This window comes from Pseudomonas sp. Soil_N_39 (assembly GCF_057655955.1).
This window is the reverse complement of sequence record NZ_JBDGLI010000003.1, coordinates 530,195-536,194: the sequence shown is the minus strand read 5'-3', so window position 1 is coordinate 536,194 and position 6,000 is coordinate 530,195. Positions and strand designations below refer to the sequence as shown.

The window sequence follows — 6,000 nt, the reverse complement described above, 5'->3', positions numbered from 1 at the left end:
GTGGGTGATGACGGGATCGAACCGCCGACATTCTGCTTGTAAGGCAGACGCTCTCCCAGCTGAGCTAATCACCCTTCGCTTTCGGTGTGGCGCGCATTCTACGGAGCAGTCTTTAAGCTGGCAAGCACTTTTTAAATTAATTTTTTCAGGCCTTCCAAAGGCTTAGCGAAGGGTTGGCCTATGGCGCCGCGAAGAGAATAATGCCCCCCTTTGTATAAAGGAGAGATTCACCCCATGTGGTTCAAAAACCTGCTTATCTATCGCCTGACCCAAGATCTGCCTTTTGATGCCGAGGCGTTGGAAACTGCACTGGCCAGCAAACTGGCGCGTCCATGTGCAAGCCAGGAGTTGACCACTTACGGTTTCGTCGCGCCGTTTGGCAAAGGCGAAGACGCACCGCTGGTGCACGTCAGCCAGGACTTCCTGCTGATCGCCGCGCGCAAGGAAGAACGCATCTTGCCGGGCAGCGTCGTGCGCGATGCCCTGAAGGAAAAGGTCGAAGAGATCGAAGCCGAGCAAATGCGCAAGGTCTATAAAAAGGAACGGGACCAGCTCAAGGATGAAATCATCCAGGCGTTCCTGCCCCGTGCGTTCATCCGTCGCTCGTCCACCTTCGCTGCCATCGCGCCGAAACAGGGCCTGATCCTGGTGAACTCGGCCAGCCCGAAACGTGCCGAAGACCTGCTGTCCACCCTGCGCGAAGTCATCGGCTCGCTGCCGGTACGCCCGCTGACGGTCAAGATGGCCCCGACCGCCACCATGACCGACTGGGTCAAGACCCAGAAAGCCGCGGACGATTTCTTCGTACTGGATGAATGCGAACTGCGCGACACCCACGAAGACGGCGGCATCGTGCGCTGCAAGCGCCAGGACCTGACCAGCGACGAAATCCAGCTGCACCTGAACACCGGCAAGGTCGTCACGCAACTGTCGCTGGCCTGGCAGGACAAGCTGTCCTTCGTGCTCGACGACAAGATGGTGGTCAAGCGCCTGAAATTCGAAGACCTGCTGCAGGACCAGGCGGAGCAGGACGGTGGCGACGAAGCCCTCGGCCAACTGGATGCCAGTTTTACGCTGATGATGCTGACGTTCGGCGAGTTCCTGCCGGCGCTGGTTGAAGCGTTGGGCGGGGAAGAGATTCCGCAGGGGATCTAAACCCCAGATTGGTTACCCTTGTGGGAGCGAGCTTGCTCGCGATAGCGGTATGACAGCCACCTAGATGTTGACTGACACTGCGCTATCGCGAGCAAGCTCGCTCCCACATTAGTATTCGGTGTTCTTAATAATAAGGATCAGGTCATGCGCGCATTGGCTGCATTGAGTCGCTTTGTCGGCAATACCTTCGCTTACTGGGTACTGTTTTTCGCGGTAGTGGCATTCCTGCAACCGCAGTGGTTCGTCGGCCTGAAAATCGCCATCGTGCCGCTTCTGGGCCTGGTGATGTTCGGCATGGGCCTGGCACTCAAGCTGGAAGACTTTGCCGAAGTCGCCCGTCATCCGGGGCGCGTAGCCCTGGGGGTGGTTGCCCAATTCGTGATCATGCCCGGCACGGCGTGGCTGCTTTGCCAAGTGTTCAGCCTGCCGCCGGAGATCGCCGTCGGCGTGATCCTGGTGGGTTGCTGCCCGAGCGGCACGTCGTCCAATGTCATGACCTGGCTGGCTCGCGGTGACCTGGCCCTGGCCGTGGCGATTTCCGCCATCACCACCCTGCTGGCCCCTCTGCTGACCCCTGCGCTGATCTGGCTGCTGGCCTCGGCCTGGTTGCCGGTGTCGTTCTCGGCGCTGTTCTGGTCGATCCTGCAAATCGTCCTGGTGCCGATCGCGCTGGGCATCGTCGCTCAACGTCTGTTGGGTGCCCGGGTGCGTCATGCCATAGACGTGTTGCCGCTGATTTCGGTGGTGAGCATCGTGATCATTGTGGCAGCGGTGGTCGCAGCCAGTCAGGCGAAGATCGCCGAGTCCGGCCTGCTGATCATGGCCATCGTGATGCTGCACAACAGCTTCGGTTATCTGCTGGGGTACTTCACCGGGCGTTTGTTCGGCCTGCCGTTGGCTCAGCGCAAAACCTTGTCGTTGGAAGTAGGCATGCAGAACTCCGGCCTCGGCGCGGCGTTGGCGAGCGCGCACTTTTCGCCGCTGGCGGCAGTACCCAGTGCGCTGTTCAGCGTCTGGCACAACATTTCCGGGGCCCTGCTCTCGACGTACTTCCGGCGCATGAGCGAAAAACACGACCGGGAACTGCTTGCGGGCCGAGCGGCGGACTGACCGAGCGACTTGACCGAACAGTCAGCATTGGGCATTCTTGCGCCCAATGCGGGGACGACCCCGCAACGCCATCGCGTTCATTCTCCGGGGACGACCCCACCCATCGATGAGGTGTGTGATGTCCTGGATCATTCTGTTTTTTGCCGGCCTGTTCGAAGTCGGCTGGGCTGTCGGCCTGAAGTACACCGACGGCTTCAGCCGCCCCCTCCCCACCGCACTGACCATCGCCGCCATGGCGATCAGCCTCGGCCTGCTCGGCCTGGCGATGAAGGAACTGCCGCTGGGGACCGCCTATGCGATCTGGACCGGGGTCGGTGCCGTGGGCACGGTGATCGCCGGGATCATTTTGTTTGGAGAGTCGATGGCGCTGGTTCGCCTGGCCAGCGTGGCGTTGATCGTTACAGGGTTGATCGGGCTCAAGGTCAGCGCCTGAATTGACCTGTGGGAGCAAGACCTTCTAGGAACAGTGGAGCTTGTAGGAGCAAAACCTGTGGGAGCAAAGCTTGCTCGCGATGGCGTCCTTGAGACCGTCATCGCGGGCAAGCCTTGCTCCCACAGCTCCTTGTTCCCACAGGTTCTTCTTACCTGACAGTCCCACGCAATTGCCCCACCAACGCCTGCAACTTCGCGGGCTCAGCCACTTCCACCGCCACCGCCGAACCCGCCACCAACGTCACCCGCGACCAGAATCGGCGAAACAGCCCTTTGGCCGGGTCGCGACTGAAGAAACTGCCCCACAAGCCCTGCAGCGCCAAGGGAATCACCGGCACCGGGGTTTCCTGGAGGATGCGTGTCAGTCCGCTCTTGAACTCATTGATCTCACCGTCAGCGGTCAATTTTCCTTCAGGGAAAATGCACACCAGCTCACCGTCCTTCAGGTATTGGGCAATTCGCTTGAAGGCTTTTTCGTAGATCTGAATGTCTTCCTGGCGCCCGGCAATCGGGATGGTCCCAGCGGTGCGGAAGATGAAATTCAGCACCGGCAGGTTGTAGATCTTGTAGTACATCACGAAGCGAATCGGCCGACGCACCGCGCCGCCAATCAGCAAGGCATCGACGAAGGAAACGTGGTTGCAGACCAACAGCGCAGCCCCCTCATCGGGAATCGCCTCCAGGTTGCGATGCTCCACGCGGTACATGGAATGGCTCAGCAGCCAGATCATGAAACGCATGCTGAACTCGGGGACGATCTTGAAGATGTAGGCGTTGACGCCGATGTTGAGCAACGACACCACCAGGAACAACTGCGGGATCGACAGTTTGGCCAGGCTCAGCAACACGATGGAGACGATGGCTGAGACCACCATGAACAACGCGTTGAGAATATTGTTGGCGGCAATCACCCGCGCCCGCTCGTTCTCGACGGTGCGCGACTGGATCAACGCGTACAGCGGCACGATGTAGAACCCACCGAAGACACCCAGGCCCAGGATGTCGATCAACACCAGCCAGGCGTGACCGAAACCGAGCACTTCAAGCCAACCGTGGCCCTCGACGCTGTCGGGGATTCCACCGGAATGCCACCACAGCAACAGACCGAATACGGTGAGCCCGAACGAGCCGAACGGCACCAGGCCGATCTCGACTTTGCGTCCGGACAGCTTTTCACAGAGCATCGAACCCAAGGCGATCCCCACCGAGAACACCGTCAGGATCAAGGTCACCACGGTTTCGTCGCCGTGCATCCACTCCTTGGCATAGGCCGGGATCTGCGTCAGGTAAATCGCCCCGACGAACCAGAACCAGGAGTTGCCGACAATCGACCGGGACACCGCCGGGGTTTGCCCCAGCCCCAGTTTCAGGGTGGCCCAGGATTGGCTGAAAATGTTCCAGTTCAGGCGCATTTGCGGCGAGGCCGCCGCCGCGCGCGGAATGCCGCGGCTGGCCAGGTAACCGAGCACCGCAACACCGATGATCGCGGCGGACACCACCGGGGCGTAATGCATCGAGGACATCATGATCCCGGCGCCAATGGTGCCGGCCAGGATCGCCAGGAAGGTGCCCATCTCCACCAGGCCATTGCCGCCGACCAGTTCTTCCTCGTGCAAGGCCTGGGGCAGGATCGAATACTTCACCGGACCGAACAGCGCCGAATGCGTGCCCATGGCGAACAGCGCCACCAGCATCAGCGGCAAATGATCGAACAGAAACCCTACTGCGCCGACCGCCATGATGGCGATTTCACCGAGCTTGATCAGACGAATCAACGCGTCCTTGGCGAATTTTTCCCCGAACTGCCCCGCCAGTGCCGAGAACAGAAAGAACGGCAGAATGAACAGCAGCGCGCAGAGGTTGACCCAAATCGAGCGGTCACCCTCGATGGTCAGTTTGTAGAGAATGGCGAGGATCAGCGACTGCTTGAAAATGTTGTCGTTGAACGCGCCCAGGGACTGCGTGATGAAGAACGGCAGGAAACGCCGCGTGCGAAGCAAGGTGAACTGCGAAGGGTGACTCATCTTCCATGTTCCTGAGTGGCGTGGACGCTTATTGAATGAACGTTTTTCGATCCAGGCCACACATTACCTGTCTTTAGCGATTATTTCGCCAGCCCTGCAATACAGGGCGACACAAACAACTCACCGTGCCAGGCACCCAGCACCGTACGCCGCCCGACGATCAGCCACAGCACCACCAGCATCGCCACCAACACACCACCGAACACGCTGAAAAAACCCAGGCCCAGCAGGCCCGCAAGCTTCAGCGTGGTCAGCGCGTACACGCCCAGGGGAAAGGTAAAGCCCCACCAGCCGAGGTTGAAGGGGATGCCGGCGCGCAGGTAGCGCGCGGTGATCAGCAGCGCCATCAGCATCCACCACAACCCCAGGCCCCACAGCGTGATGCCGGCCACCAGGCCTAACCCGGCGGCGATGTCGCCCACCCCGGGCAGGCCATTGGCAGCAAAAATCAGTGGGGCATCACTGCCCAGCAGCAACATGCCCAGGGCACCGGTGCCAATCGGGCCGAGGGCCAGCCAGCTCGAGGCGGCCATGTTTTCGTGAGGCAATTTGTGTAAGGCCATGCGCAACAACAGAATCGTCAGGATGCTGAACGCCACCGGCAGGGAAAAGGCCCAGAGCACGTAGCTGGTCACCAGCATGACCAGTTGTGCATGAGTGTCGGCCAGATGCGGCGCCAACAGCCCGCCGCTGGCCGCCGCGACTTCGGCGGCCACCACCGGCAACAACCACACGGCGGTCATCTGGTCGATGCGGTGTTCCTGGCGGGTGAACATCAAGAATGGAATCAGCACACCGCAAGCCAGGGACATGGCCACGTCGATCCACCATAACGCCTCGGCCACCGCCACCACGCCCTCCCCCCAACGCGGCAGCCCAAAAACCAACAAGCCATTGATGAGGGTCGCCAGCCCCATGGGAATGGTGCCGAAAAACATCGAGACCGTTGAATGGCCGAAAATCCGTCGCGCTTCGTCGAAGAACAGCACCCAACGGGCTGTGTACATCAAGGCGAACACCACGAACAACAGCGCGTTGAACAACCACAACCCTTCGCCCAAGGCGTGCAGGCCAGGCATCGTCGTCGGCCATTGCGCCAAGGCCAGCGCCAGCACACCAGTGCCCATGACCACGGCAAACCAGTTAGGCGTGAATTGGCGAATGGCCTCCAACGGCCTGGGCAAATGGCTCAAGGGGCGCAGGCGGTTTTTTGCAGCACAGCATGTCATGGCGAACTCCTCTCCTCGGATGAGGTGAAGCCATGCTAGAGCCGGATTGA

General features: G+C 60.4%; 5 protein-coding genes and 1 tRNA gene. 3 read left to right on the top strand and 3 right to left on the bottom strand.

The genetic code is table 11. From position 1 onward, the window contains the following. Position 1: 1 nt before the first annotated feature. A tRNA-Val gene (locus AC3A5O_RS07125) sits at positions 2-74 on the bottom strand. 160 nt (positions 75-234) lie between these two features. On the opposite strand from AC3A5O_RS07125, the gene rdgC reads away from it, so the two are divergent. The 3 genes from rdgC to sugE all read left to right on the top strand — a co-directional run bounded on the left by rdgC (position 235) and on the right by sugE (position 2,698). Next, positions 235-1,155: a recombination-associated protein RdgC gene (gene rdgC / locus AC3A5O_RS07120; protein ID WP_014339706.1), complete on the top strand. Its 921-nt coding sequence runs from the start codon at positions 235-237 to the stop codon at positions 1,153-1,155. A 144-nt stretch (positions 1,156-1,299) separates the two neighbouring features. Next, entirely contained in the window at positions 1,300-2,265 is a 966-nt protein-coding gene (locus AC3A5O_RS07115; RefSeq protein ID WP_122569184.1) for a bile acid:sodium symporter family protein, read from the top strand. 118 nt (positions 2,266-2,383) lie between these two features. After that, the gene (sugE, locus tag AC3A5O_RS07110; protein ID WP_123346156.1) at positions 2,384-2,698 is read left to right on the top strand and encodes a quaternary ammonium compound efflux SMR transporter SugE; all 315 of its coding nucleotides are present in this window, start codon (positions 2,384-2,386) and stop codon (positions 2,696-2,698) included. Positions 2,699-2,846: 148 nt separating this feature from the next. Here sugE and AC3A5O_RS07105 read toward each other — a convergent pair whose 3' ends face one another. Both AC3A5O_RS07105 and AC3A5O_RS07100 read right to left on the bottom strand, forming a co-directional pair. Beyond that, on the bottom strand, positions 2,847-4,721 hold the full coding sequence (locus tag AC3A5O_RS07105; RefSeq protein ID WP_305468056.1) for an MFS transporter: 1,875 nt from the start codon (positions 4,719-4,721) through the stop codon (positions 2,847-2,849). Positions 4,722-4,801: 80 nt separating this feature from the next. Continuing rightward, positions 4,802-5,950, bottom strand: coding sequence for a TDT family transporter (locus tag AC3A5O_RS07100; RefSeq protein WP_305468057.1), 1,149 nt, complete (start codon positions 5,948-5,950; stop codon positions 4,802-4,804). Positions 5,951-6,000 lie beyond the last annotated feature (50 nt).